General features: G+C 50.1%; 22 protein-coding genes. 21 read left to right on the top strand and 1 reads right to left on the bottom strand.

All coding sequences use genetic code 11. From position 1 onward, the window contains the following. Positions 1 to 150: 150 nt before the first annotated feature. The 12 genes from ACX1C1_RS01475 (at position 151) to ACX1C1_RS01420 (ending at position 13,680) form a co-directional block, all read left to right on the top strand. Positions 151 to 1,233, top strand: coding sequence for an HD-GYP domain-containing protein (locus ACX1C1_RS01475; protein ID WP_458955427.1), 1,083 nt, complete (start codon positions 151 to 153; stop codon positions 1,231 to 1,233). 163 nt (positions 1,234 to 1,396) lie between these two features. Next, positions 1,397 to 2,473 carry a thiamine-phosphate kinase gene (gene thiL / locus ACX1C1_RS01470; RefSeq protein WP_458955426.1) on the top strand — a complete coding sequence of 359 codons (1,077 nt, stop codon included), beginning with the start codon at positions 1,397 to 1,399 and terminating at the stop codon, positions 2,471 to 2,473. 46 nt (positions 2,474 to 2,519) lie between these two features. Continuing rightward, positions 2,520 to 2,960, top strand: a complete 441-nt coding sequence (gene tsaE, locus ACX1C1_RS01465) for a tRNA (adenosine(37)-N6)-threonylcarbamoyltransferase complex ATPase subunit type 1 TsaE (RefSeq protein WP_458957566.1) — start codon at positions 2,520 to 2,522, stop codon at positions 2,958 to 2,960. Positions 2,961 to 2,978: 18 nt separating this feature from the next. Next, positions 2,979 to 3,830 (top strand): tRNA (adenosine(37)-N6)-threonylcarbamoyltransferase complex dimerization subunit type 1 TsaB, encoded by an 852-nt coding sequence (gene tsaB, locus ACX1C1_RS01460; RefSeq protein WP_458955425.1) that lies wholly within the window; start codon positions 2,979 to 2,981, stop codon positions 3,828 to 3,830. A gap of 2 nt (positions 3,831 to 3,832) precedes the next feature. Continuing rightward, positions 3,833 to 4,327 carry a ribosomal protein S18-alanine N-acetyltransferase gene (gene rimI, locus ACX1C1_RS01455; protein ID WP_458955424.1) on the top strand — a complete coding sequence of 165 codons (495 nt, stop codon included), beginning with the start codon at positions 3,833 to 3,835 and terminating at the stop codon, positions 4,325 to 4,327. Beyond that, positions 4,324 to 5,358, top strand: a complete 1,035-nt coding sequence (tsaD, locus tag ACX1C1_RS01450) for a tRNA (adenosine(37)-N6)-threonylcarbamoyltransferase complex transferase subunit TsaD (protein WP_458955423.1) — start codon at positions 4,324 to 4,326, stop codon at positions 5,356 to 5,358. The genes rimI and tsaD overlap by 4 nt, the downstream gene beginning before the upstream one ends. Before the next feature lie 975 nt (positions 5,359 to 6,333). Continuing rightward, on the top strand, positions 6,334 to 7,908 hold the full coding sequence (locus ACX1C1_RS01445) for a 2-isopropylmalate synthase (RefSeq protein ID WP_458955422.1): 1,575 nt from the start codon (positions 6,334 to 6,336) through the stop codon (positions 7,906 to 7,908). A 438-nt stretch (positions 7,909 to 8,346) separates the two neighbouring features. Beyond that, positions 8,347 to 9,090, top strand: a complete 744-nt coding sequence (locus ACX1C1_RS01440; RefSeq protein ID WP_458955421.1) for an ABC transporter ATP-binding protein — start codon at positions 8,347 to 8,349, stop codon at positions 9,088 to 9,090. Positions 9,091 to 9,288: 198 nt separating this feature from the next. Further along, entirely contained in the window at positions 9,289 to 10,269 is a 981-nt protein-coding gene (locus ACX1C1_RS01435) for a polyprenyl synthetase family protein (RefSeq protein WP_458955420.1), read from the top strand. A 172-nt stretch (positions 10,270 to 10,441) separates the two neighbouring features. Then, entirely contained in the window at positions 10,442 to 10,612 is a 171-nt protein-coding gene (comX, locus tag ACX1C1_RS01430; protein ID WP_458955419.1) for a competence pheromone ComX, read from the top strand. Positions 10,613 to 10,649: 37 nt separating this feature from the next. Next, positions 10,650 to 13,046, top strand: coding sequence for an ATP-binding protein (locus ACX1C1_RS01425; protein WP_458955418.1), 2,397 nt, complete (start codon positions 10,650 to 10,652; stop codon positions 13,044 to 13,046). After that, entirely contained in the window at positions 13,024 to 13,680 is a 657-nt protein-coding gene (locus tag ACX1C1_RS01420; protein WP_458955417.1) for a response regulator transcription factor, read from the top strand. Before ACX1C1_RS01425 ends, ACX1C1_RS01420 begins: the two co-directional genes overlap by 23 nt. A 195-nt stretch (positions 13,681 to 13,875) precedes the next feature. Here the strand turns inward: ACX1C1_RS01420 and ACX1C1_RS01415 are convergent, their stop codons facing one another. Next, on the bottom strand, positions 13,876 to 15,819 hold the full coding sequence (locus ACX1C1_RS01415; protein ID WP_458955416.1) for an ABC-F family ATP-binding cassette domain-containing protein: 1,944 nt from the start codon (positions 15,817 to 15,819) through the stop codon (positions 13,876 to 13,878). A 157-nt stretch (positions 15,820 to 15,976) separates the two neighbouring features. On the opposite strand from ACX1C1_RS01415, the gene ACX1C1_RS01410 reads away from it, so the two are divergent. From ACX1C1_RS01410 to ACX1C1_RS01370, 9 genes are all read left to right on the top strand, one after another. Further along, positions 15,977 to 16,600, top strand: a complete 624-nt coding sequence (locus ACX1C1_RS01410; RefSeq protein WP_458955415.1) for a 5-formyltetrahydrofolate cyclo-ligase — start codon at positions 15,977 to 15,979, stop codon at positions 16,598 to 16,600. A 36-nt stretch (positions 16,601 to 16,636) separates the two neighbouring features. Further along, the gene (moaC, locus tag ACX1C1_RS01405) at positions 16,637 to 17,113 is read left to right on the top strand and encodes a cyclic pyranopterin monophosphate synthase MoaC (protein ID WP_458955414.1); all 477 of its coding nucleotides are present in this window, start codon (positions 16,637 to 16,639) and stop codon (positions 17,111 to 17,113) included. Between the two features lie 53 nt (positions 17,114 to 17,166). Continuing rightward, positions 17,167 to 17,661: a MogA/MoaB family molybdenum cofactor biosynthesis protein gene (locus ACX1C1_RS01400; RefSeq protein ID WP_458955413.1), complete on the top strand. Its 495-nt coding sequence runs from the start codon at positions 17,167 to 17,169 to the stop codon at positions 17,659 to 17,661. Continuing rightward, entirely contained in the window at positions 17,658 to 18,716 is a 1,059-nt protein-coding gene (locus tag ACX1C1_RS01395) for a molybdopterin-binding protein (RefSeq protein ID WP_458955412.1), read from the top strand. Before ACX1C1_RS01400 ends, ACX1C1_RS01395 begins: the two co-directional genes overlap by 4 nt. 60 nt (positions 18,717 to 18,776) lie before the next feature. Next, the gene (tatA, locus tag ACX1C1_RS01390) at positions 18,777 to 19,007 is read left to right on the top strand and encodes a twin-arginine translocase TatA/TatE family subunit (protein WP_458955411.1); all 231 of its coding nucleotides are present in this window, start codon (positions 18,777 to 18,779) and stop codon (positions 19,005 to 19,007) included. Positions 19,008 to 19,132: 125 nt separating this feature from the next. Further along, positions 19,133 to 19,918 carry a twin-arginine translocase subunit TatC gene (gene tatC / locus ACX1C1_RS01385; RefSeq protein ID WP_458955410.1) on the top strand — a complete coding sequence of 262 codons (786 nt, stop codon included), beginning with the start codon at positions 19,133 to 19,135 and terminating at the stop codon, positions 19,916 to 19,918. Between the two features lie 236 nt (positions 19,919 to 20,154). After that, positions 20,155 to 21,318 (top strand): YhgE/Pip domain-containing protein, encoded by a 1,164-nt coding sequence (locus ACX1C1_RS01380; RefSeq protein WP_458955409.1) that lies wholly within the window; start codon positions 20,155 to 20,157, stop codon positions 21,316 to 21,318. 36 nt (positions 21,319 to 21,354) lie between these two features. After that, a complete protein-coding gene (locus ACX1C1_RS01375) occupies positions 21,355 to 21,951 on the top strand; it encodes a TetR/AcrR family transcriptional regulator (protein ID WP_458955408.1) in 597 nt (198 codons plus the stop codon). A gap of 239 nt (positions 21,952 to 22,190) precedes the next feature. Then, the gene (locus tag ACX1C1_RS01370; RefSeq protein WP_458955407.1) at positions 22,191 to 23,327 is read left to right on the top strand and encodes a glycoside hydrolase family 88 protein; all 1,137 of its coding nucleotides are present in this window, start codon (positions 22,191 to 22,193) and stop codon (positions 23,325 to 23,327) included. Positions 23,328 to 23,449 lie beyond the last annotated feature (122 nt).

Raw genomic sequence — 23,449 nt, 5'->3', positions numbered from 1 at the left:
AGCAGGAAAGTCTGCTTCGTCCTTTTTTGCATTGCAGTGAAGAATACATACCGGGAATGACTGACATAGCAATACGAAATAATGTTTGCTAAGATATAAAAGATATTCACCCAGCGGGTAACGACGCAACTGAAGGCGGGAAGGTATAACATGAGAAAAGTGCAGCTAGCATTGGCCAAACCGGGAGATCGGGTTGCGAGATCCATCTTTCAGGAAAATGGCAACGTACTGCTTGGGGCTGGAGTCGAATTAAGCGAACGTTACATCGATCGACTGCGTGTTCTCGGAATTGATGTTCTGTATATTGAAGACGGGTTATCTGGAGACATCGAACCGGAAGAAACAATCCGTGACGAGACGAGAGCAAGGTCGGTAAACGAGATTTACAAAACAATGAACTCCTTTAAAGATGAAGTCGTAACGAAAGGCCGCACCATCGCTCCCGATATGGGAAGGAACTTTCGTGCCGTCTTCGGTAATATTATGCAGGATCTCGCCACGAGACCCAATATGCTGGTCAATCTGACAAGTATCCATTCCATGGATGCCTATCTGTTTCAACACTCGTTCAACGTAGCGGTATTGTCGGGTATTATGGGTATTGCCAAAGGCTTTAATCGTATGCAACTGGAGGAGCTTGGTATCGGTGCGCTGCTGTTCGATATCGGTATGACCAAGCTGCCAAGCAATCTGCTCGTCAAGCAGGGCCGTTACACCCAAGAGGAGCATGAATTGCTGCGGACGCATCCTAAACTCGGCTTCGATATTTTGCGCAAGTACCACGACATTTCCATCGTATCCGCCCATTGCGCTTTGCAGCATCACGAGCGATTTAATGGTTCGGGGTATCCTCGAAATTTGAAATCAAACGACATTCATATATATGCCCAAATCGTCGGGCTCGCCGATACTTACGATGCACTTGTTTCACCTCGTCCTCATCGCAAGCGGTATACAACGAGTGAAGCCATCGAATTTCTGTTTGCCTCAGGCGGAACCTACTTCGATTTGGACTTGATAAAGTTGTTCTGCAGCCATATCTCCGTATATCCCGTTGCGACAACACTGGAGCTTAGCAGCGGCCAGATCGTTGTTGTTACGCATAACAGTCAGCTTGCTGTTCATCGTCCGCGTGTCCGGGTCATCTCGGAGCCAGACGGTAAGCCGCCAGCCTCTCCTTATGAGATCGAGTTAAAGGATCAACTGCATCTAACGATCGTCAGAGAATTATAAGACCAGGTGTCAACGGCGTGTATACGAAACCTTCTCTGCGATCCGGCATTGCCGTAGCGGAGGAGGTTTCTTGCTGGTTGGACGCAATTATCACAACGCTTTGAATCGCTTCCGCTTTAAGGTAGAATTAGGACATATAGCGTGGATGAAGGAGATTCGGGGCGTGGATGAATTCGCAAGCATAGCGCATTGGACGGCGCATAGGCAGACAGCCGACTGGCAGAGAAGCCGCGGCGTGTCGCTTGGCATCGGTGATGATGCGGCGGCTGTTGATCTGTCGGGCGCCGGAGATGGGATCGACGGAGCGAAGAGGCTGTTGCTCGCGGTCGATACGATGGTGGAGACCGTGCACTTCAGCGATGCGACGATGAGGGACGAAGATGTCGGCTATAAGGCGCTGGCCGCGAACGTCAGCGATATTGCCGCGATGGGCGGCGTGCCCTTGCATGCGCTCGTATCGGTATCCGTGCCGAGGTCATATTCGCCGGAGCGGATGCTCCGGGTATATGACGGGCTGTACGCGTGCGCCGAGCGCTATGGTGTTGCTGTGATCGGAGGCGACACGACGTCGTCGCCGGAGCGTCTTGTGGTATCCGTCACGCTGACGGGAACCGTCGAAGCGGGACGCGAGCTGCGGCGATCCGGGGCGAAGCCCGGTGAGGCGGTGTTCTTGACCGGCGCCGTCGGGTTGTCGGCGGCGGGGCTGCATCTGTTGCTGGCCGAAGCCGGGACGGCGCATGCGGGCGGTCAGCATGGGGTTCCGGCGGGGGAGCGGCGTTATCGCGAGACGCTGGTTGCGGCGCACCGGCAGCCGGCCCCTTCGGTGCGGGCGGGCAGGCTGCTGCTCGCCGGTGGCTGCAGCAGCCTCAACGACGTAAGCGATGGACTCGCAAGCGAGGCGTGGGAGCTGGCTGAAGCTTCGGGGCTTCGGCTCGTACTGCATGAGCGGCAGCTGCCGAAGAGCGGCAGCATGAGCTCGTATGCAGGCGACTCGTCAATGGATGCGCTGCAATGGATGTTGTATGGCGGCGAGGACTATGTGCTGTTAGGGACGATCGCTCTTGATGTGGTGGACAACCTCCGTGCATCGTTCCGGGCGGAAGGGCTGCCATTCTTCGTAATCGGTGAGACGGAAGCAGGTCCCGTTGGTGTGGAGCTGGTCCGTGCGAGCAGCAGCAACGGCGGAGATCGTGAGATTCGAGTTTCGATTGCGAAACAGGGATATAATCATTTTGAATAACGAACGGGTGAGAGAAGTGAAGACTGGCGGTACAACGTTAGAATGGATGGCAAACAGCCTCCTCGATACGGCGGCGCTTGCTGCAAGGTTGGCCCAGTGTGCGGGACCTGGAGCGGTCATTGCGCTTGACGGGGATTTGGGAGCGGGTAAGACGGCATTCTCCCAATCATTTGCCGCGGCTATCGGTGTGAAAGGAATCGTGAACAGTCCTACATTTACGATTATTAAGGAATATGAAGGGGAGCAGCTCCCTTTTTATCATATGGATGTGTACCGGCTATCGCTGGAAGAAGCGGACGAGCTTGGGCTCGATGACTATTTCTACGGTACGGGCGTGACGATCGTCGAATGGGCGAGCTTGATCGATGAACTCTTGCCTCCTAATCATCTCTCGATTTATATCGAGCATCTGGGGGGAGAAGCAAGACGGTTCCGGCTGACTGGATGGGGAGAGCCTTACGCGACGTGGATGGACAATGGACTTTAGAATAGGGGAGCAGGACGAATGAATACGGCAATAAAGGCGGAGAGCGGACCTATAATCGCTCTGGATACATCGACAGCCGCCATGGCGGCTGCCGTCATGCACAATGGGGAAGTGCTCAGCGAGGTGCAGTCTCTGGCCGAGAGGAATCACTCCGTTCATGTGATATCGCACCTGAAAGAGCTGTTGGTTTCATCGCAGGTTGCGCCTGAGGAGCTAGCGGGCATCGTAGTCGGCAATGGACCTGGCTCTTATACGGGCATGCGTATTGCCGTGACCGCGGCCAAGACGCTGGCGTGGTGCTGGGGCAAGCCGCTAATCGGTGTCTCCAGCCTGGAGGCTGTCGCTTATGGCGCATGGCATCGCGGAGTGGAGGGCCAGCTAGGGGACGGTAACAAGAAGTCTGCTCCCGCTGAGATTACTTCGGATGGCGAGCACTGGGTCCTTCCCATCATGGACGCAAGACGTGGACAGGTGTATAGTGCTGGCTTCTTGTCGCGTGAGAGTGGGTATGCGGGAGTGGTGTGGAGTCGCTTTGCGGATGATGGTGTACGGCTTATGGAGCAGTGGGTCGATACGTTAGTTGAGCGAATGTCTGCTCTCGATGAGAGCCAAAGCAAACCTGTCGTCTGGCTGGTGGGCGATTTGTCGCTCCATGAACCAACAGCCGCACGGCTAGTTGCGGAAGCAGCGCTGCTCGGAGTAGTGGTTCGGCTCATGCCGTATGTCATGGAAGGTCGTTTTCTCGCTGAGCTTGGTCAACAGAGACTCGCCGCTGGAGAATCGGATGATGTACATTCGTTTATTCCGAACTATACGCAGCTGACAGAAGCTGAAGTGAAGCTGAAGGCGAAGCTGGCAGGTGAAGCGTAACGATGGTAATGAACAATGAGATGTTGTTATATCGATCGATGACGATGGAGGATATCCCTCCGATTCTGGCGATCGAACAAGAAGCGTTCAGCAGCCCATGGACCGAGGAAGCATTCGTGAACGAGCTTAAGAATAACATGTTCGCCCGATATGTCGTTATGGAGTATGGCGGGGAGCTGATTGGTTATGGCGGCATGTGGATCATCATGGACGAAGCCCATGTAACCAATATCGCCATTCGCTCCGATGTGCGTGGTGTGGGGCTTGGTGATAGGCTCATGGGTCAATTAATCCGTACGGCAATCCTTTATGGAGCGGTACGCATGACGCTTGAGGTGCGTGTGTCCAACGAACATGCCCAGCGACTATATCGCAAACATGGCTTCGAGTCGTCCGGCGTCCGTCCGAATTATTATTCGGACAACAACGAAGATGCGCTTATTATGTGGGCGGAGCTGGATGCAAGCCGGCAAGGAACGGGAGAGAGGAACCAGTGAAAGATAGCAGCAAGCAAGAGGATTTGATTCTCGCGGTCGAAACGAGCTGCGATGAAACTTCGGTCGCCGTGATCAAAGGCGGCAAACAAATATTATCCAATGTGGTAAGCAGCCAAATCGATGTACATGAGCGCTTCGGCGGTGTCGTACCCGAAATCGCTTCGCGCAAACATGTAGAAAGTATTACGCTTATTATCGAGCAAGCGGTAAAGGAATCCGGATTTGAGCTCAGGGACATGTCCGCAGTTGCCGTTACGCAAGGGCCTGGATTGGTGGGCGCTCTGCTAGTGGGGATCGTCGCAGCCAAGAGCTTGGCTCTAGCACTGGACATCCCGCTGATCGGCACTCATCATATCGCAGGACATATCTATGCGAACGAGTTGGTCCATGAGCTGCGTTATCCCTCATTAGCACTGGTCGTATCGGGGGGGCATACCGAGCTTGTTCTGCTGGAGCGCGAGGGCAGCTTCAGGCTGATCGGAAGAACACGGGATGATGCTGTAGGTGAAGCTTATGACAAAGTGGCGCGCGCCTTGAAGCTGCCGTATCCAGGCGGTCCGCATATCGATCGTCTTGCATCGCAAGCCGAGGCCGCGATCGAGCTGCCACGTGCTTGGCTGGAAGAAGGCAGTTTCGACTTTAGCTTCAGTGGACTGAAGTCAGCTGTGCTGGCGGTTATCAACCAGACGCGCATGAAGGGGCTCGAGCTCGACGAGGCAGCGTTAGCCCGCGGTTTTCAAGAGTCGGTGATTGATGTGCTCGTAGCCAAGTCCATGCGGGCTGCGAAGGAATATGGCGCTGAGCAGTTGCTGCTTTGCGGCGGCGTTGCCGCCAATCGCGGACTTCGTGCTGCATTGACCGCTCGTTGCGAAGCCGACGGGTTGCCGCTCCTTGTTCCGCCTAGCCAGCTATGTACGGACAATGCCGCCATGATTGGAGCAGCTGCGTATCTCAAGCATAAACGTGGAATCTATTCCGATCTGGAGCTGAAGGCGGATCCTGGCTTATCTCTGGAGCAATGGTCGGTTTAATCCATAAGATTTAGCCTAATAGGCATGTCGCCTATTTTCTTTTACCGAATTGACAGACAATTTGGGATGGACTATAATAAGCAACAATACTTCACAACCACAATATGACAAACGCAATGATCAGGAACAGTAGAGGAAATCCGGGTCGCTTTCGCCCTATAGGCGTGAAGCATGAGAGAGCTGCGGGAAGGTGCAACGCAGACGATGGAGTCCTTGAAGCTCGCCTGGGAGCGGAGCTTAGGAAGTGTAAGCATGGGGTCGGGATATTGAATTCCTACATGATGCGTGACATTACTTCGCTACGGTTAACCTCCGTGAACGGGTTCATAACGGCGGCCTCCGGAGTCGTTGTTATGATTAAGGTGGGTATTCTGATGCTGTAACAAGCCAGGAATGCCAACAAGGGTGGTACCGCGCGGGTCTTAATAGCCTGTCGTCTCTTGATATAGAGACGACAGGCTTTTGTTATGTCGTCATAAGGTTATGGCCGAATAAGCGTGCACCTTATTCGAACTCTTAACAGAAGTCGGCAAAGGCCGCCGGTAACGTATAGCTCGTGAAGTAAACCAAATTCAGACAATCGAATAGAACAAACGCTGAGAACAGGAGCAAGTAGAACGATGGTTGGCAAACCGCGTGTGGAGAAATCCATTACGTGGAAGTAGAGAGCTGCGGGAAGGTGTGACGCAGTCGAAACCAGGTTCGAATCTCGCCTGTGAGCGGATCGTGGGAACACGGAGTATCTGAAGGGAGCCTTGGCTTGCTTAAGATACACTGATTATACTGCGATACGGGTCGCCTCCGTAAACGGGTTATAAGCGGACATGCGCCTAACAACGGTTAAGCGCGGTCAATTAGAGTGGTACCACGGCATAGCGCAAGCTTGTCGTCTCTTATTAGAGACGGCGGGCTTTTTTATTTGTTGATTATTTGAAGATCGAGTGATCACACTTAACCCCCTGAGGAGGAATAACAATGGAAACAACCCATACTAACATTCAAATTTTTGATACGACATTAAGAGATGGTGAACAATCACCGGGAGCGTCCATCGCGCCCGAACGCAAAATTGTTATCGCGCGCCAGCTTGCAAAGCTGGGCATCGATGTTATAGAACCGGGATTTGCAGTATCCAGCGCAGGCGAGTTCGCTGCTGTTCAACAAATATCTCGCGAGCTTCAAGGCGTTGAGATTGCCGGCTTTGCCCGTGCTGTCAAAGGAGATATCGATGCCGCTGTGCAAGCGACGGCTGACGCGGAGCGCCGCAGGCTGCACCTATTTATCTCGTCGTCTGATATTCACCTGAGCCACCAGCTGCGCAAGTCTCGCGAAGAAGTGATTCGTATCGCACGCGATATGGTTGCTTACGGCAAACAGTTCGTAGATGAAATTGAATTTTCTGCAATGGATTCTACGCGGTCGGGGAGGGATTTCGTTATTCAGCTGGTGGAGGCGGTCATCGAAGAAGGAGCCACGATCATCAATCTGCCCGACACACTTGGATATGCCATGCCGAATGAGGTAATCGATTTGTTCCAGACGGTTCGGAGAGAAGCGCGCGGAGGTGACAGAGTACGCTATAGCGCGCATTGTCATAACGATCTGGGTATGGCGGTAGCCAATAGTCTGGCGGCTATCCAAGGCGGCGCTACGCAGATTGAAGTGACGGTTAATGGCATCGGTGAACGGGCGGGCAACTGCTCGTTAGAGGAGCTGGTCATGGCGATCGAGACGCGGCGCGACTTTATGCAAGCAAGCACCAATATCAAGATCGACCAGATTTATGAGACATCCAGAGTCGTAAGCCGCACAATGAATTTCCCGATCGCGTATAACAAGCCGATTGTTGGCCGCAATGCGTTCCAGCACGAATCCGGCATACATCAGGACGGCTTGCTCAAGAACCGCAATACGTACGAGATTATGGATCCAGAAGCAATGGGGATATCCAGAAGCATGATCGTGCTGGGCAAACATTCGGGCAGCCATGCAATCAAGCATCGTCTGGCGGATTTCGGCATTGAACCGACAGAAGAGCAATTCCAATCGATCTATATCCGCTTTAAGGAAGTAGCTGACGGACAGAAGATCGTGACTGACAACGAGCTGATTCGCATCGCTGGGGATATGACGCAGACGCAGCCAGATCCGCTTGTGTTGGTTGACCTGCATGTACATGCAGGTACGCAGCGTGCCAGAACTGCAACTGTCACGGTTCGTGAGAGAGGCGATGGACGAGAAGAAAGTTATACGGCGATTGGCGCCGGTCCGCTGGAGGCTGTTATATCAGCGCTGAAGCAAGCGATTCCTGCAACGATGGAGTTCGAGGATCTTGAACTGCATTCGTTATCTACCGGAGAGGATGCGTTCGGCGAAGCGGTGGTCAGCGTATTATATGGCGGTGAGCGGTATAGAGGAAGCTCGATTCATCAGGACATCATTCTGGCCGCAGCCGAGGCGTATGTCTCTGCTTGTAATCAAGCGATCATGACAGCGCAAGCTGCTCAGCTAGATAAGCCTGTGCATGAGGCGGTAAATGGAATGGGCTAGGACGAAATGAAATTTTTTTCAGTCACATGTGCATAAAGTTATCCACAGAACGTGCGTGAGATGTGGATATGTATGTAAAAAAGGCGTAAACCTTAGGTTTGCGCCTTTTTGTTGTTGTGTTGTAAATGGGGGTAACTTTTTCACAATATAGCTGTGGATAATGTGAATAACGTGGACAGAATGTTGTTCATCTGTGTCGAAAGAAGACATTTATGGCTAAAGGCTTAGGAAATGTGGGATGTAACGCGAATATTGTCGACAGAATTCACTAACAATTTATTCACGGTTGTGGATAAAGCTGTGGGTAATATGGACAACTGATCTATATTGCCAAAAAGCGCAATCTTCTTTGCGTTAAATACGAATCAACTTTTCGGTGAAATACCGCTTTGAATGCGCTATCTTAACAATAAAGTCTTATAAGCGGAGGTAACCCGAGTGGATCAGAGAGCCATCATCCAGGCGAAACAGGTCAGCAAGTATTTAGGCGCTACTCATGCAATCAAGCAAATATCCTTCGAGGTGAGTCAGGGCGAGTTGTTCGGCATAATAGGCAAAAGCGGAGCAGGTAAGACGACGTTATTAGAGCTGTTATCCGGCAAGCGTTCGGCCGACGAAGGCTCCGTTCGCGTGCTTGGCTTCGATATGGCGACGGAAGCAGAGAAGCTTAAGAAGCACATTAACTTTTTTGTACAGACAACAACGCTCGTGGACAAACGGACGGTGCGGGCAGCGCTCGAAATGTTCCAGGATGTCTACCGCGGCGAAATAAATATAGATGTCGTCATGAAACAATTTGGTCTGACGCCGTACGCGGAGCAAATTGTCAGTCGGCTCTCATCGGGGCTGCGCCAGCGGACCATGCTTGCCGCGTCGATCATCAGCGATCCGTCGATTGTCTTTTTGGACGAACCGACGACTGGTCTCGACAGCCAAGCCAAGAGAGAGTACTGGTCGATACTGGCGGCCTTAAAGCTGCAAGGGAAAACAATCGTCATCATCTCGCATGATATGACCGAAATTCAATATTGCTGTGACCGGGTTGGCGTCATGAAAGGTGGACAATTAGTTGCATGTGACAGCCCGACGACATTGATTGAGGAGCTCCCTCGCGGCGGACTTACGATGGAAGCCGTATACATGGAATATGCTGTTGGCTATGGGGGGGGCGTTGAAGTTTAGATCGTTCGAGCAAGGCAAGCAAGTGCAAGACCCGTCCACTGAGCGAAAAAGTCTGATAGAGATAAGGATGGAGATGCTCGCACTTCTCTTATCACGTAGAAGCGAGGAGGGAACTAAGAAGAACAATATGAGCGATGTCACATCGAAAAAATCGTAGTATACTAGTAATCTAAGGTAGACATGAACGGGGGCAAGAGAATGGACGGTATATCATTACCAAGTCAGATACCGTTGAACGAACGGATTGCTAACACCATGAGAACCATTGTGCAGGAGGGTTTCAAGTCGCATCGTCTGCAGGAATTATTGATTCTTTTCACGGAGAATAAACTCGTTGAACCTATGATTTTCGGGCCGCTAACCTATATTCACTACGGAATGTACGGCGGTGCCAAAGGCGACCCCGTTCGAACAGCGGCAGGTATGGAACTGCTTATATTAGCATCGGATATATTAGATGATCTGGAGGATCAGGACGCCCCTTCCAAACCGTGGATGAGGATCCCGCTGCCGGAGGCTATCCATATTGCTACTTCCTTATTAACCCTCGCACAATATACAATGATAGATAGTATGCCAGATCAGGCGAGGCGTGCTACAATGGCGATCAGACTGAATGAGCAACTGTTGTTATCCGCCGATGGTCAAATGATGGATATTGCCCACGAATCGGAAGATGAAACATCTTATCTGGAGATGGTTCGACTCAAATCGGCTTCTCTATTCGTTCTAGCTTGTAATGCAGGGGTACTCGCTGCCGGATGTGACTGGAACGAGGAAGTCGCTTCATACGGTGAAGAATTGGGATTATCCTCGCAGTTAAGAAACGATGTCAGGGACTTGGTTCGTTGGGATGAGAAAAGTGACTTCTTGCAACGTAAAGTCAGTTTGCCCATTCTTTATTTGCTCGAGAGTGTCAGTGAGCAAGATGCTTGGATTGCCGATTATTACAAAGGATTAATCGGACAAGAGGATGAGCGTTGCACTCAGGCGGCGTTTAGTGAAGTGCTTGAGCGAAGCGGAGCGCTGCTGTACGGCACCGTAATGGGACGTATGCACTATAATCGGTTCCAGGATCAACTGGCTTCGATGACGGTTCCAGATGTGTGGAAAAGGGAGCTCATCGATACGTTAGAAGGCAGAGTAGGAGCTGTGCAGGATACGACTTCGCCAATTTAATAGGTTTACGAATGCGATTTCGACAGGGGCTGACGGCAAGCGGGAGGCAATCACGCAATTCGCGTTTCGGTAAATACCAATCACATTTGCGTTTGCCTGCGTACCTATGTTTGATATAGTAATAATGTACTAGATTTCAAACTATAAACTAGGCGAAGCGGAGGAATTTGAAATGTTAAAAGAAATGATTCGTCAACTGGCTAACAGCACAGAAAACATGAAGCTGGTTATGGGTGGACAAGTTCAACTGGCAGGCGTTTCGATGGAAGAGCAAAAAGCACTTCTAGGCGAACTCAATCAACAAGGAAAAGAAAAATATTCCTTCACTTACGGGTGGAACTAGACTCTACGCATGAAGAGATTGAAAGGAAGAGGACTGTATGAAATCCACACCTATTAAACGGCTGACAGCAATCCTCTTCCTCTTGGTTACCGTATCGCTAATCATATACTTGACCGCCGTCATCATTCGGGTACCTTCCATTGGGGCTTATGTTACGTCCCAGAAGAATGACGGTTTTTTTGTTGTCTCCGTAGCCCCAGGGGGACAAGCCAAGATGAAGGGACTGCAGGTCGGCGACCAGATCGTCGAGATTAATGGAGAACCCGCAGAGCAGTTCCCCAATTTGTTAAAGTACGATTCGCTCGAAGATGCTCATCATATTTTTGCGAAGAGGCAAGACGGGGCGGCTGTATCGATTACGTTCGCCAAAGCATGGTCGGGCAATCATTCCGCGCTGGAACTGATGCTTCAGTTGTATGTGCCGGGTATTTCATTAATTGTATTCTGCGCGTTTTCTATCTTCCTTTATGTGAAACGAAGTCATGATCCTGCGGCTATTATGTTGATCCTATTCTTCTCATCCATAGGAATCAGCTATTACAGTTCATCTGCATCTATACTAAGAAATCCAGTAGGGCTATCGATCATCTATGTTGTTATGCCCGCTATTTCTCTGTTATATATGCAGTTTATGAACATGTATCTGCGAAGATTTGATGCCAATTTTATCAATACTCGATTCTTGAAGCTGTTATTCGGAATAGTTGGTCTAGTCAGCGCGAGCAGTCTGCTATACATTTGGACGGATACACTCAGCAGTTCGACGTTTACTTACATAAGAGGCGCTCACAGTGCCATCGTATTAATAGGTAATTTGATATGTGTGTACAAGCTCGTACTCAAATATATCAAACATCGATTCACCAAACTGCATTCGTTGTTCACGATTACATTGGTGTCGCATATAGTAGCGTTTACGCCATTCGCGACTTTGAATTTATTGCCGCAGCTATATGGAAACGATCAGGTGCTGCCTCCGGCATTTACGGCGTTGTTCCTTTTCATCCTGCCGGTCGTCTATTTCTATTTGTCGACCTCCAATCAATTGTTCGATATCGATTTTATATTAACGCGATTCAAATATTACACGTCACTTTCCATGATCCCTTCGTTGCTGCTTACAGGAGTCATTACTCTTGTTATGAGAGACTGGGAGAACGGCATCTGGTCCCAGTTTATCGGCGTGTTTGTTGTTCTCTTTACAGGTATCACTTTATTCTTGTACGCCAAGGAGCAGATCGATCAGCGATTCCGACCGCGTTTGTTTAAGGCGATGTACAGCTATCAAGACAGTCTCGATCGTTTCTCGCGCAACGTCGCTAAAGTCATGAAACAAGCGGACCTGGAAGCCGTGTTAAAGAGCGAAATTAACGACTTGCTTCCCGTCGGACGCATCTCCTTCTTAATCGTCGATCAGTCGGAGCATGCGGTATTCCCGATGACGGACGATCAGGAAGAGCTTGTGACAGCGGACTTCTTGCTTGGTATTGTCAACACATTCAAGCCCGGCGATCTTATTGATCTGCCTTATGGATTAGGTCTCGTCATCGGTAAGCAGAGATCTCGTTACCATGTCCTGTGGATCGGACAAAAAACGAATCATACACGGTTTAATTCAGACGAAATCCGTTGGCTCAAAACAATGGCCAATTATTCTAGCATTGTATTTGAGAATTTGTATTTGATCGAGGGATTGATCGAGGATTTGCAATCCGAGGTGCGCAAGGAACATGCGCCATCCCCTTGGGTGCTCCGAATGCTGTTCCTATTATCGGAGAACGAACGGCGCAAGCTTGCTGCGGATCTGCATGATTCGGCTTTGCAGGATCAGCTGCTATGGTATCGCAGACTCGAGAGTTTTATTGTGGATCATCCGATTGCGGACAAGCTGGGCAGTGAGCTCGAGGCTATTAAGGAGGGCTTGCTGGACGTCATCCATCAAATCAGGGAAACCTGCAATGAGCTGAGGCCTCCTTTGCTCAAGGAGATGGGCGTCGTGGAAGCGGTGGAGTCGATCATCGAGCATACGCAGATGCGAGTTAATTTCGATGTGAAATTCCGTTCCAAACCAATCAAGGATGAGCTAAACGAAGAACAGATTACAGCGATTTACCGAATTGTGCAGGAGCTGTTGCGAAATGCGGATAAACATGCGAATGCCAGACATGTATCGCTTGAGCTGGAACTGCGTAAAGGTATGATTTATTTCCATTACAAGGATGACGGAATCGGTATGGATGTTAACCATATGACGGAGTCGTTCGAGCATATGGGACTGTCTGGTATTAAGGAAAGAGTGGCGAGTTTGGAAGGCGATATTTCGTTCATTTCAGAGCGCGGCGGAGGACTTGAGGTTACAATTCTGATGCCAATTATGATGGACGGAATAAGAAGCGACAGGGGGATAGCGGGTGATTCATATCTTATTAGTTGACGATCATCCATCGGTAGGAGAAGGTACCAAGACGATGATCGAACAAGACAACGAAATGAAGGTAACCGTCGCTCATTCTGCATTGGAAGCGATGAATAAGGTCCAGATGGACAAAGAACCTTTTGATCTTATTCTTTGCGACCTTAATATGCCAGGCATAAGTGGATTGGAACTGACAAAACGATTGCTTCAGCTGGATCCGGAACGGAAGATTGTGATTTACTCCGGCTACGAGATCGGTTCACATTTCAACTTGTTAATTGAATCAGGTGTATCTGGGTTTATTTCCAAGACAGCATCTCGTGATCAATTACATCATTCGATTCGCTGCGCAATGCGTGGCGAAGCAGTCATTCCGATCACGTTACTGAAGCAGCTAAGGCGGAATGAGGTGACGGTCTCCCGCTCAGAGCTCTCGATCGAAGATGTGTCGATTAACGAAAAAGAAATGGCGATATTATCGGAGGTAGCCGCAGGTATTAGCAATAAGGAACTAGCAGCTAGCCTGCACGTCAGCCAGCGCAATGTGGAGTATCAACTTACCCGAATCTTTGAGAAGCTGAACGTCCGATCTAGATCTGAAGCGATTAGAGAAGCGAAGAGGCTAGGACTTATCAGCATGGAGACTTACTAATCTTATTAATGAACAGCAATAGAGGAGCAGTCCCATCGTCCATCGATTGATGGTGATGACAGGGAATGCTCCTCTTTACCTTGTGGAAACGGACCATGCAAGTGATGGGAGAGCGGCCCCGACTTCGCTTCTCTTATCTTATCTGAGTCGTAGTCTAGTCTCACTCTTTGCACAACGTCATATCTAGACCTGGCGTTACATCAGCTCTTCCCACTGTTCGTATGCGACAGATAATGTTTGTTTGTGTTCGTCGATCGAAGACTGAATGTCTTGGATGCGAATGTAGTCATTGAAGATAGCGGGATCAATCAACTGTTCCTCGAGTTTCGTAATCTGCTCTTCCAGCTCAGCGATTTGTGCTTCAAGGGTTTCCAGCTTACGCTGCTTGTTACGTTCCTCGCGTTTCGCTTGTTTGTCAGCTTCATACGAATTACTTGCCGAAGGAGCTGCAGCTACAAGGCCAGACTTGCGCTGGGCGGCAGTTGCTTGAGCGGCGATAGCCTCTTGCAACGCTTCTTCGATCTCACGTTTTTTCTCCAGCATATCATCATAATTTCCTAGGAAATGTCGGATTCCGTCGGGTTTCAATTCGACAATACGCTCCGCCATCTTATTGAGGAAATAACGGTCATGGGAGATAAACAATAACGTACCTTCATAGTCCATGAGCGCTGATTCGAGCACTTCTTTACTATATAGATCCAAATGGTTCGTAGGTTCGTCCAAGATGAGCAGGTTTGCTTGGGCTAACATCAGCTTCGCGAGAGATACACGCGCTTTCTCGCCGCCGCTTAGGGATGAAATCCGTTTCAGCACATCCTCGCCGCTGAACAGGAAGTTGCCAAGCACAGTCCGAATTCTTGCTTCCTCCATATGCGAGTATTCGCCCCATACTTCTTCTAATACCGTATTCTGTCCATTGAGCCGAGTATGTTCTTGATCATAGTACCCAATTTTGACATGGGTGCCGAATTGTATGGTGCCGGATGCAGGCTGAAGCTGGCTCATAAGTGCTTTGAGCAACGTCGATTTCCCGATGCCGTTAGGCCCGATAAGCGCCACCGTCTCACCGCGCGTCAGCTTGAATCCGATATTGCGGAATAGCGGCTCCTCTTTGCCTGGGAAGGATATGGACAGGTTATCGATGTTAAGAACATCTTTGCCAGACATTCGTTCAATCTCGAATGTGAAATGAGCTTTCTTCAGATCCCCAAGCGGCTTGTCCAGACGATCCATCTTATCAAGTGCCTTGCGACGGCTCTGCGCTCGTTTGGTCGTGGAAGCACGAACTATATTGCGCTGAATAAATTGCTCCATCTTCTCGATCTCGCCTTGCTGCTTCTCGTAATGCTTTAGTTGTGTCTCATATTCGGCTTCTTTGATCTCCAAATATCTTGAGTAGTTGCCTGTGTACCTAGTGGCGACATGCCGCTCGATCTCGACAATCGTGTTCGCCATTGCATCAAGGAAGTAGCGGTCATGGGATACGACGACGATTGCGCCAGCATATCCACGCAGGTATGACTCCAGCCACGTTAACGTTTCAATATCCAGATAGTTGGTAGGCTCATCGAGCATCAGCAGGTCTGGCCCCTGCAGCAGAATGCGAGCTAAAGCAAGACGTGTCTTCTGCCCGCCGCTTAACGTAGAGATGATTGTATTCAGATCGAAGTTACCAAAGCCCATTCCGTGCAGCACGCTATTGATGCGGGTATTAATCTCGAAGCCGCCTTGCTCCCTAAACCAATCGGATCGGAGTGAATATCGTTCCAATGTTTCCTCATAACGCTTGGGATTGTCGTGAAGCTCTGGATCAGCGATGCGCAGTTCGAGCTGACGCAGCTCCTCCTCCGCTTCGATTAGATGGGCGAAGACGGCACGCATTTCCTCTATAATGGTACGATCGGACTGCAGACCGCTATTCTGAGCGAGATAACCTAGTTTGGTTTCCTTGGATTTATGAATATCGCCGGAGTCTGCAGACATTTCGCCGGCTATAATTTTAAGAAGTGTAGACTTGCCCGCGCCATTGACCCCGACAAGGCCGATACGGTCGCGCTCTTGCACCTGCATAGAAATATGGGATAATACGGCGGTAACGCCATAGTTTTTGGATATATTAGACACTTGCAACAACATTGCTGACCCTCCACTCCATAGTCGCAGCGAAAGGCTGCGTGCATACATGTCTAGTTTACCACAAAGTGCCGCTTTCATTGGCGAAAGTTGTATAACAATGGTACACTACAACTTAAGGGAAGTTCAGTCATTGGACGGGAAAGAGGATTGAACGGCAATGGATTCACAAGAAGCGGCGCAGAATAAATCCGAGCTGCGGGCTCACTATACCGAAAGGCGTAATGCGATAGATGCGGAGAACCGCCTTGCGTGGTCAAGGGAAGCCAGCAGATATGTAGCCGAGTTAGCGGAGAGCCAACAAATGAAGTCCATTATGGCTTATGTAGCATTCCGCAGCGAGCTTGATCTTGGTGAACTTATTCGTTCGTGTTGGCAATGCGGCATCGACATAATTGTGCCAAGATGTACCTTCGCTGATCGTGGCATGACGTTGCACCAAATTAATAGCTTCGACCAGCTCCGATCAGGCGCTTACGGGATTATGGAACCAGATCCGTCGCTCGCGCCGCAGCTCGAAGATACGTGGGTTCCAGAGCTAATACTAGTACCGGGGCTCGCCTTTGATAAGAAGGGCGGACGGATGGGCTACGGCGGCGGTTATTATGATCGTTACTGGGAGCGGCTTGAATCGTTAGGAAACAATGAGAATAAGCGACCGATATGGTTAGGCGTATCATTTGAGTCTCAGATTCAGGAGTATGTGCCATGCGAAGCTCACGATCTGGTTCTGGATGGAGTCGTAACGGAACGCGGTGTACACTGGCGGGTGCCAGCCGACTAATCATCAACGACTGAATAGAGAGGAAGTGTAGAGGTTATGGAGCTAACCCATTTCAACGAGCAAGGAAGAGCCAAGATGGTAGATGTCTCGGACAAAGATGTGACGACTCGGGTCGCGACTGCTCACACTGGTGTGAAGATGCTGCCATCGACGCTTGAAGCTATCAAAGCCGGTCGAATCGGCAAAGGCGATGTTCTCGCTGTGGCACAGGTTGCGGGGATTATGGCTGCAAAGAAAACGTCCGATTGGATTCCGATGTGTCATCCTCTACCGCTATCGGGCATTAACATCGTGTTCGAGGATAATGGTACGGACGAGCTATACATAGAGGCAACAGTGAAAACGACAGGTAAGACTGGTGTTGAGATGGAGGCGTTAACGGCGGTATCTGCCACTGCGCTTACCGTATACGATATGTGTAAGGCACTGCAGAAGGATATGGTTATAGGTCCTACCAAGCTCATTGCCAAGTCAGGCGGCAAGAGCGGGGATTATATGATTGCCGATTCATAGAGTGCCTTAGGCGAGAGTGTTCTACGTTACATTCGGGATGGGAGGAATGGGTTATGCAGTGGAAGGTTGCTTTGTTAACGGCTAGCGACAAGGGATCACGCGGTGAAAGAGAGGATACGAGCGCGCAGGTTATACGTGAGCTGGTGGAAGAAGAGCTCGGAGGTGTAATCGTCGATTATCGTATTGTGCCTGACGAACAGGATGAAATTATGGCGGCATTGATCGAGATGACGGAGTATTTCCAAGCGGATCTTGTTCTGACGACCGGGGGGACGGGACTTGCTCTGCGGGATATCACACCAGAAGCAACGCTCAAAGTCATCGATCGGGAAGTGCCAGGACTAGCAGAAGCTATGCGGATGGGCGCACTCCAGAAGACAAGAAGGGCGATGTTGTCACGCGGGGTATGCGGGATTCGCGGCAGCTCGTTAATTATCAATTTGCCGGGAAGCCCCAAAGGCGTTCATGAAAGCCTGATGGCCATTATGGATCAACTGCCGCATGCGCTTGGCATCCTATCGGGCCAACTCGGGGAGCATAACGGATGACAGGACGAAATGGAGAATCCAGGGAGCTTGAGGTCATCAGGCAAGGGACGACGGTACTACGGGAAGTGTCTGTCCACAACGCCGTAGGATTAAGACTGGCACATGATTTGACTCAGATCATTCCAGGGAAGTTTAAGGGTCGTCTATTCAAGAAAGGCCATCTCATCGCCGAGTCCGACATCCCTAGCTTGCTTGATATTGGCAAAGAACACATATATATTCTCGAGCTCGGAGAAGGCGAGCTTCACGAGGATGACGCTGCCCTTGCGATGGCTAAGGCATTAGCAGATGAAGATCTGCTTCTGACAGAACCACATGAGGGGAAAGTAACGCTGAAATCGCCAATCATGGGACTCGCTCGCATCGATAAGCGCATCGTAGACGCGATTAACAGCTTGGGCGAAATTGCACTTGCAACCGTGAAGGAGCATGCAGTGGTCAAAGCAGGTAATCCGCTCGCTGCAACAAGAGCGATACCGCTTGTTGTGCCTAAAGATAAGGTGGCTGAGGTTGAGAAGCTGGCTACACAATATCGCACAGATCATGGAGGCTTAGCGCCGATTAGTGTGCGACCATTCCGCCAAATCAAGGCGGGGCTGCTAACCACAGGCAGCGAGGTATACGAGGGGCGAATTACGGACAAGTTCGGTCCCGCTGTCGCTGCGAAACTGAGCGAATTAGGTTCGGTTGTAGCTGAGCAGCGGTTCGCGCCAGACAATAGTCATGTAATTGTCAAGGAAATACACTTTATGCTCGAGCAGGGGTATGATATGATACTCGTGACAGGCGGCATGTCCGTAGATCCAGATGACCGGACGCCTGGCGCAATCCGAGCTGCCGGTGCTGATATCGTTAGCTATGGGACGCCGATGCTGCCGGGATCTATGCTTCTAATGGGTTACATAAACGGGATTCCGATTATGGGTCTCCCAGGTTGCGTGATGCATGATCCTTACACCTCCTTTGACGTGCTGCTACCGCGTATATTGGCTGGAGACGTTATAACGAGAGATGATATTATACCGCTTGGTTACGGTGGTTTACTTACACGATAGGACATTCACAATAATTTGGCCGAATGTTGTTATCGTAGATCTACAGACGAAGGAGGTTGGATGATGAGCGGAATTGGAGCGACAGGCATTATTTTGCTCGTACTGATCGCGTTGCTGTTGTTTGGGCCTAACAAACTTCCCGAGCTCGGAAGAGCGTTCGGCAAGACACTTCGCGAATTCAAGACGGGAGCCAGAGAAATGATGGATCACGACGACGCCAAGGACAAGGGAAGAGTCGAAGTAAGCGCGGCATCCGATATCGAGAAAACCAACAAGCGGCTACCGGAGTAATCGGGCCCGCTTTTTTCTTGTGAAAACGCGCTGCGCAGCCAAGGCATGGAACATGAGTTGCATCTTGTCTCGTGCGTGCGGGAATGTTGAAAGGGGAGTAATATTCACCGATGGAAGCCGGAGATATGAAGAACATACAAGGAAGCAAAGGCTTGCTTCGGGAACAAGGACTCATGTCGCTGCTTGAGCATCTGGGGGAGCTGCGCAAACGTCTGATCTATGTCGTTATTGTGCTTACTCTGGGGCTAGTGCTCGGAATTGTGGCGGCTGAGCCGTTATATAATTATCTGATGAGCATGGAGCCGGCAAATACAATGACTCTCCATACCTTCTCGTTGTGGGATGGTATCGGGATGTATATGAAGTTCGCGTTTGTTATCGCGCTGATTATTACATTACCATTTACGGCCTACCAGCTATGGGCTTTTGTTAAACCGGCTTTGAGGCCAATTGAGCAGCGCTCTACACTGAAATATGTGCCGTTTGCGTTGCTGATGTTCTTAATCGGTCTAGCGTTTTCGTATTTTGTAGTGTTTCCGTTGGCCTTTAACTTTACGCGCACAGTGGCTGAGCACTTGAATCTTGAAGAGACCTACGGGATCATTCAATACTTTACGTTTATGTTCAGCATACTTATACCGATCTCGCTGCTGTTCGAATTGCCGCTTGTCATTATGTTTTTGACTGCCATTCGACTCGTCAACCCGCAGCGACTTAGGAAGATGCGCCGATTGGCTTACTTTATTATGGCTTTTATCGGCATCACCATTACGCCGCCCGACTTTATATCCGACGTTCTGGTTATCATCCCGCTCGTCCTGCTATATGAATTTAGTGTCTTTTTGTCGGGTCTGGTATACCGCAAGCAACAAGACGCTGATGCCAAGTGGGATGAAGAAGCGACCGAATAAGAGGTACATGAAACCCGTAAGGCAATACAAACCTGAAGGGCAGAACAAACCTGGTGCGATTCGCTGCATCGGGTTTGTTTTAATTTGGCGATAACCTTGCATAGCTGTTTCGAGCTATATCAAAATTGGTAAAGGAATGTTTAAAGAAATGACGGTTGACAAAAACGCAGAGTCATCGCATAATTTAAACAGTTGTTTTAAACACTTGTTTAAATATAGAATGGAGTGGAATCGAGATGAAACTTGCGTTACAGTCATTTATGAAACGACCGACGACTTGGGTCGGTATTATTACAGCATTTATGTTCCAAATTATTTTTTCGGTGATTTGGATGACAGGTTACGATGGCGTGACGGATCGCGTCGATGGATTGACGATCGCAATTGTCAACGAAGATACAAGCGGCATGGGCGACACGATCGCGGGTAATTTGGCCGACAACCTTCCCTTTACCGTGGTGCTGCCGTCCTCGCTAGAGGAAGCGAAGAAGGAATTGAACGAACGCGAGCTGCAGATGGTCGTCCATATCCCGTCTGACTTTGCTGCACAGGCTGCATCTAAGGACGCACAGGCGAAGATCGACTATTGGATTAACGAGTCCAACCCTGCGTTGATCAAAAGTATGATGAGCGGCGCGGCAGAGACAATTACCGCAGAGGTTAATCATCAAGCTGTCGCGATGGGTATCAAAGCGACATTGTCAGGCATGAGTGTACCGGATGAGCAAGCTGCTGCCGCTTCAAGCGGTTTGTCGGAGCGTGTGGTTTCGAACGTACAATCGGTGAACGTTGTGCAGGGTATGAATAATCAGATGGTGCCGATGATGATGGTTTTAGCTTCTTATGTTGGTGCAATGATTATGGGGATGAATATCGAACAGTCGAGCATGGCGATTAGCGGCACGACCACACGATTTGCGCGATTCGGCGCAAGAAGCCTGATCAACGTTATCTCGGCGGCGGCTGTGTCCTTAGTAGGCGCTTCGCTGCTGGCCGCGCTTGGCGGACAGATCGAGGCAGGTTTCCTCGCATTGTGGGGCTTCCAGTTCTTATTCCTGCTGACGTTTATGTTCGTGTCGCAGATGTTCTTGTATTTGTTCGGCATGGCGGGCATGCTGTTTAATATCATGCTGTTGTCGGTGCAGCTCGTTTCTTCGGGCGCAATGGTACCGCGCGAGTTGCTGAACGATTTCTATACAGGTCTAAGCAAATTATTGCCCGCAACCTACGCGGTAGATGGTAATATGAATATATTGTTCGGTGGTCCAGGCGTCGGCAACGACGTTGCAGCGCTGCTCGCCATTGGAGCTGTTGCCGCAATCGTGAGCGCAGCAGCAGTCATGCTTAAGCGAAGGGCTGCCGCCCCGCAGCCACAGGTCGCCATCGCAAGCAAAAAATAATTTAAACGACAACGATAATATGACAGGAGCTTAGCTATGTCACCTGCAGATGAAATAGATGTCAAGATGCGGATTCTGTGCGAAGCCAGGAAGCTGTTCGCAAAATATGGATTTGAAGGAACGTCCATCCGGCAAATATGCGAAGAAGCGGGAGCAAACGTTGCATTAGTTTCCTACCACTTTGGCGGCAAAGATAATTTGTTTGGCTCATTAATCGAATCGTATTTTCCTAATCAACTGCTGGCTTCTGTCGATCCCGATATGGATCCTATAGCTGGAGTGAAGCTCCTTATTCGGGAGGTTACGGCATTCCGGCAAGCAGATCCGCTCTTGGTCACCATAATTCAGCAGGAAATTATTATGAATACGCCGCGCATCCAGAAGATCAGGCAACATGTTATGCCGATGTGGGGCTTGCTTCGTAAGTGGATGAAGGAAGGCCGAGAGCAAGGTCACTTTCAGTTCGGATCTTTGGACACTGCGTTTATGTCCGTGGTTGGCACGCTTCTGTTCCATCGCAAACAGGAGTATTGGAGCGTCTTACTGGAGGAAGAGCCGTCGGATCTAGAGACAGTAACGCGAGAACTGACAGAATTTATTTTGTTAGGTCTGCAATATAGAGGCGATTTATAAGTTAGTCAACAGCCCGGGAGCGTAAGCTTCCGGGTTTTTATGAAATTCTAAGAATTTATAAGTTTTTGCATCTTATCTGAGCTTAGAATTCTCGGAATGAAACGCGCTGCGCCGCCAAAGACGGCGATAGCCGTTTCACCTTGGGAATCATGTAAAGATACGACTATCATCCGTCAAAATAATGGTATCGCCGCCCTGGAAAACTGAGCTACACTCGATAGATGGGAGGCGATCCGACAATGAAACATACGAATCTCGAAGCAGGCTGGGAGCAAGCGGCGTGGAACGCGATCTTAGTGAAGGTAGACCGTACAAGCGAGCGGATTAAGGACGGTTTTCCGCATGCTAGCGTGAACGGACAATATGTGCTGGAGCCTGCATCTTGGTGGACGGCAGGTTTTTGGCCGGGTCTTCTGTGGCTCATATACCGGGACACACGGGACGAACGGCTAAGAGCGTATGCGGAGAGCTGTGAAAAACAATTAGACGCGGTTATGACCGGCTTTGATCGGCTGGATCACGATATCGGTTTCATGTGGCAATTAACAAGCGTTGCCCGCTATAAGCTTCTTGACGACGATGCATCAAGGCGGCGTGCGCTGCTTGCAGCTAACTTACTTGGTGGACGATTTAACGTCAAAGGCGGATATATCCGGGCCTGGAATCCCTGGAGGGATGGGGAAGATAATTCGGGCTGGGCTATTATCGACTGCGCTATGAACCTCTCGTTGTTGTATTGGGCGAGCGAAACCTCGGGAGATCCTCGTTATAGGCATCTAGCGATGGTCCATGCCGATACGGTGCTGCAGCATTTTATCCGTCCGGACGGCTCCGTTAACCATATTGTGATCTTCGACTCCGAAACGGGAGAACCTAATAGCGTCAACGGCGGACAAGGGTATGCCGCGAATTCGGCTTGGTCGCGAGGCGCAGCTTGGGCGATCTATGGCATGGCTCTTAGCGCGAAACATACAGGCGAAGAACGTTATATACAGGCAGCGAAACAGGTTGCGCATTACTTCATGGCCAATCTACCTGAGGATCGGGTTCCGCACTGGGACTTCCGGCTGCCGCCAGAGGTACCACAATACCGAGATTCCTCGGCAGGTGCGTGTGCCGCTTGCGGTCTATTGCTTCTCTCGGAGCTCGTAGATGATCGCGAGTCGGGACTGTACCGCATGGAGGCGGAGCGGATGCTTCATTCGTTGTATACGAATTATGGCGCTTGGGACAGCGCAGACGAAGAAGGGCTGATTCTCCACGGCACCAGCCATTATCCGGAGGGCAAGAACATCGATGTGCCGCTAATCTACGGTGATTATTTCTTCGCTGAGGGGATTTCCAGATTACTGAAGCACGGCGATCTGTTCTGGTAGAGACTTCATAGAGGATCAACAACGAAAGGTGGTCTTGTGCCCTCATGGGCAAGGACGACCTTTTTTGTTATTTGGCGTGCCCAGAAGCACGCATCTTCTAGCCAGGGGCCAAGCCCCTGGAT

The organism is Paenibacillus sp. strain BS8-2, from assembly GCF_054483835.1.
This window is presented reverse-complemented; position numbering and strand designations above follow the sequence as displayed.